Consider the following 4659-nt stretch of genomic DNA (forward strand, 5'->3'; position numbering starts at 1 on the left):
GTATGGTCCGGCACCCCCGCGGCCGCGTGGACCCCGCGCGCCGCACGCAGCGCGGGCCACGCCTGCGCGGGGATCAGGTCGGGTTGTTCCGCGGGGAGCAGCACCACCGTGGCCGGCATCGGGGTCATGGCCGCACGGTACGGGACTCCAACAGGTAGCCCGTCAGCTCCTCGTCGCTCGGCGCCGGTGCGAGCGCGGCGCTGTCCCAGACGCCGTACCGGGGGTTGATCCGCACGCCCAGTTCCTCGGCGATCGGCTGCAACTGCCGCATCCCCGCCAGGTACCGCAGCTGCGGGTTCACCTGCTGCGCCTGTCCGGCAGCGTCCTCCCGCGCACTGTCCTCCCGCGCACTGTCCCCCCGCGCACCGGACTCCCCGGAATCGGAGGCGCCGACGGTGCGGTCGCGCACGAGCGCGACCAGCCAGCCCACCCGCTGCCTGCTCGGTTGGATGACCACGACGGTGCCCTCGCCCGCACCGAACACGGCGGTGGTGGCGAGTTCGGGGTCCCGGTCCAGGGTCCCCCCCAGCGTCAGGTCCTCCGTCACCGGCTGGTGCCCGTTCTCGGCGATGATCCGTTCCGCCTCGTCCGGGTTCCGCGCGATCCGCTCGCCGAGATCCCGCGCCGCCCGCTCGGCGGTGGCCTCCACGCTCGACTTCGTCACCATCGCACCCACCATGCGCACCGAGAGCCGGTCCCGGTACCGCTCGGTGAGCTGCTGCAACAGCAGCTGGTCCCGGACCACTGCGCGCACCCGGCCCGGTTCGGAGAACGTGCTCCGCGCGATGGCCCGCACGCCGCCGTTGTCCTGGATCAGTCGGTCCACCTCCCGCGGGTCGACCTCCAGGCCCTCCCGCTCGGCGGCCACAGTCACCAGCTCGTGCACGACCCTGCTGCGCACGACCTCACGGCCGAACTGGTCGAGCTTGTTCTGCTCCTGCGCCTGCGCGGCCCGTTCGACGTTGTCGAGCAACCACCGGATCTCGGCCTGCACCGAGTCCAGGCCGATGGAGCGGTCCCCGACGATGGCGGCGGAATCGGCCCTGCTCGGGCCGGAGCCACACGCCGTGAGCACGGTGGCGGTGAGCAGGACGAGCGCGAGGGCCACGGAGCGGCGGATGGTCCGAATCACAGCGCGTACCTTCTCACACCCGCCGGGAGCGGGGGCAAGAAGAGGGGGCGATGATCACTCCGCCCCCACGCCACGGCGGGATGTCCCGGTCAGGACGGCACCGCGGCGGGCTGCTCGGTCATCGAGGTCAGCAGTCCGGAGCACCAGTCCAGCAGCGCCTCGTCCCGCAGCGGCGGCGCACCCATCCGCCCGCCCGCGGGCCCCTCGGTGGGTTTGGGCACCGACACCGTGTTCGTGGCGGCCTTGTAGACCGCCTTCGGGTAGAGCCGTTTCAGGCGCACGAGCTGCGACTCGGCCAGCGGCAGCGGCGCGAACCGCAGGTTGCTGCCCTGCACCGTCACCTCGGTCACGCCGGCCCGGCGGCACGCCTGGCGGAACTCGGCGACCTTGAGCAGCCGGTCCACCGGTGCCGGTGGCGCGCCGTAGCGGTCGACGAGCTCGTCGCGGACGGCGTCCAGCGCCTCCCGGTCCTGCGCCGTGGCGATCTTTCGGTAGGCCTCCAGGCGCAACCGCTCGCCCGGCACGTAGTCGTGCGGGATGTGCGCGTCCACCGGCAGGTCCACCCGCACCTCCGTGGGCGCGGCGTCCTCGTCGCCGACCCCGCCCGCGCCCGCGTCCCGGCGGAAGACGTCCACGGCCTCGCCGACCAACCGCACGTAGAGGTCGAAACCGACCCCGGCGATGTGCCCGGACTGCTCGGCCCCGAGGATGTTGCCCGCGCCGCGGATCTCCAGGTCCTTCATGGCCACCGCCATGCCCGCGCCGAGTTCGGTGTTCTGGGCGATGGTGGCCAGCCGGTCGTGCGCGGTCTCGGTCAGCGGCTGCTCCGGCGGGTACAGGAAGTAGGCGTAGCCGCGCTCACGCCCGCGACCGACACGCCCCCGCAGCTGATGCTGCTGCGCCAGCCCCAGCATGTCGCCGCGCTCCACGATCAGGGTGTTGGCGTTGGAGATGTCCAGCCCCGTCTCGACGATCGTGGTGCTCACGAGCACGTCGTACTCGCGCTCCCAGAAGCCCTGGATGATCTGTTCCAGCTTGTGCTCGTTCATCTGCCCGTGCGCGGTGACCACGCGGGCCTCCGGGACCAGCTCCCGCAGGTGCCGGGCCGCCTTCTCGATCGAGGAGACCCGGTTGTGCACGAAGAAGACCTGACCGTCCCGCAGCAGTTCCCGGCGGATCGCCGCGGCGACCTGCTTCTGGTCGTAGGAGCCGACGTAGGTCAGGATCGGGTGCCGATCCTCGGGCGGGGTGAGGATCGTCGACATCTCCCGGATCCCGGCCATGCTCATCTCCAGGGTCCGCGGGATCGGGGTCGCCGACATCGTGAGCACGTCGACGTGGGTGCGCAGCGCCTTGATGTGCTCCTTGTGCTCGACGCCGAAGCGCTGCTCCTCGTCGACGATGACCAGCCCGAGGTCCTTGTAGCGCACCCCGGTCTGCAGCAGCCGGTGCGTGCCGATCACGATGTCCACCTCGCCGTCGGCGAGCCCGGTGAGCGTCCGCTCGGCCTCGTGCGGGTCGGTGAACCGGGACATCCCCTTGATCGTCACCGGGAACGAGCGCATCCGGTCGGTGAACGTGTTGAGGTGCTGCTGCGCCAGCAGCGTCGTGGGCACCAGCACCACGACCTGTTTGCCGTCCTGGACGGCCTTGAACGCGGCGCGGACGGCGATCTCGGTCTTGCCGTAGCCGACATCACCGCAGATCACGCGGTCCATCGGCACGGTGCTCTCCATGTCCTTCTTGACCTCGTCGATCGCCGCGATCTGGTCGGCCGTCTCCACGAACGGGAAGGCGTCCTCCAGCTCCCGCTGCCACGGCGTGTCCGGGCCGAAGGCGTGCCCCGGGGCGGCCTGCCGGGCGGCGTAGAGCTGCACCAGCTCGGCGGCGATCTCCTTGACCGCCTTCCGGGCCTTGGCCTTGGTGTTCTTCCAGTCCGACCCGCCGAGCTTGTTCAGCGTCGGCAGCTCGCCGCCGACGTAGCGGGAGACCTCGTCGAGCTGGTCGGTCGGGACGAACAGCCGGTCGCCGGAGTGGCCGCGTTTCGAGGGCGCGTACTCCAGCACGAGGTACTCGCGGGTCGCCCCGCCCACGGTGCGCTGCACCATCTCGACGAACCGTCCGATGCCGTGCTGGTCGTGCACGACGTGGTCGCCCGCCTTCAGCGCGAGCGGGTCGACGGCGTTGCGCCGCCGGGACGGCATCTTGGTGTTCAGGTCCGGCGAGGACCGCCCCGCCGTCGCGCCGCGCCCGGTGATGTCCGCCTCGCTGAGCACGACCAGCGACGAGCCGGGCGCGACGAACCCCTCGGTGAGGCCACCGCAGGTCACCGTGACCACACCGGGCTTCGGCGCGGTGTCCAGCCCGTTCTCGGCGAGTGTGGCCGGGACCTCGGCGGCGGAGAGTTGCTCCACGGCACGCTCGGCGGTGCCCGCCCCGGCGACGACGACCAGCCCCGTCCCGCCGGACGCGGTGTGCGCGCGCAGGTCCGCCGTGGCCCGCTCCAGTTCCCCGCGGTAGCCGGGGGCGGCCTCGATCGCCACGTGGTAGGCGTCGTCCTCGCTGGTGAGCTGGGACAGCGTCCACCAGCAGCGGTCGGTGGCGCGGGCGTGCTCCCGGATCTCGTCGAGGCCGCGGTAGGCCGACGCGCCCAGGTCGATCGGGGCCTTGCCGGAGTCGGCCGCCGTCATCCACGACGCCTCCAGGAACTCCTGTCCGGTGCGCACCAGGTCCCGCGCCCGGGCCTCGATCTTCTCCGGGTCGGTGAGCACGACGTGGGCGCCCTCGGGCACGGCGTCGGTGAGCAGGCGCAGCTCACCGTCACACAGCACCGGGATCAGCGCCTCCATGCCCTCCACGGGGATGCCGTCGGCGAGCCTGGTCAGCATCTCGGCCAGCTGTTCGTCGCCCTCGTGCTCGGTGGCGAGGTCGGCGGCCCGGCGCTGGACGGCGTCGGTGAGCAGCAGCTCCCGGCACGGCGGCGCGACCAGCCCGGACACCTCGCCGGGCAGGGAACGCTGGTCGGCCACCGCGAACGCACGGATCTCGGCGACCTCGTCGCCCCAGAACTCGATCCGATGCGGGTGATCGGCGGTGGGGCCGAACACGTCCAGGATGCCGCCGCGCACGGCGAACTCACCCCGCTTCTCGACCATGTCGACCCGGGTGTAGGCGAGTTCGACGAGCCGGTCGGGCAGGCTCTCGAACTCGTACTCCTCGCCGACCCGCAGTTCGACCGGGTGCAGATCGCCCAGCCCGGGGGCCATCGGCTGGATCAGGCTCCGCACCGTGGTGACCACCACACGCAGCCCGTCGCGGCCGGGCAGCGCCAGACGGCGCAGCACCTCCAGCCGCGTGCCCACGGTGTCCGCCCGGGGCGAGAGCTTCTCGTGCGGCAGGGTCTCCCAGGAGGGGAAGTGCGCCACCGCGTGGGCACCGAGCAGGCTCGCCAGCGCGGCGGTGAGTTCCTCGGCCTGCCGCCCGGTGGCGGTGACGGCCAGGACCGGCCGGTCCCCGCCCTGTCCCGC

2 protein-coding genes are annotated in these 4659 nt (G+C 72.4%); both read right to left on the bottom strand.

All coding sequences use genetic code 11. From position 1 onward, the window contains the following. Positions 1-124: 124 nt before the first annotated feature. Positions 125-1132 (bottom strand): SurA N-terminal domain-containing protein, encoded by a 1008-nt coding sequence (locus SACHA_RS0103600; protein WP_019807269.1) that lies wholly within the window; start codon positions 1130-1132, stop codon positions 125-127. An 89-nt stretch (positions 1133-1221) separates the two neighbouring features. After that, on the bottom strand, positions 1222-4659 hold a 3438-nt coding region (gene mfd, locus SACHA_RS0103605), incomplete at its 5' end, for a transcription-repair coupling factor (RefSeq protein ID WP_019807272.1).

Source organism: Saccharomonospora halophila 8, assembly GCF_000383775.1.
Taxonomy (GTDB): domain Bacteria; phylum Actinomycetota; class Actinomycetes; order Mycobacteriales; family Pseudonocardiaceae; genus Saccharomonospora; species Saccharomonospora halophila.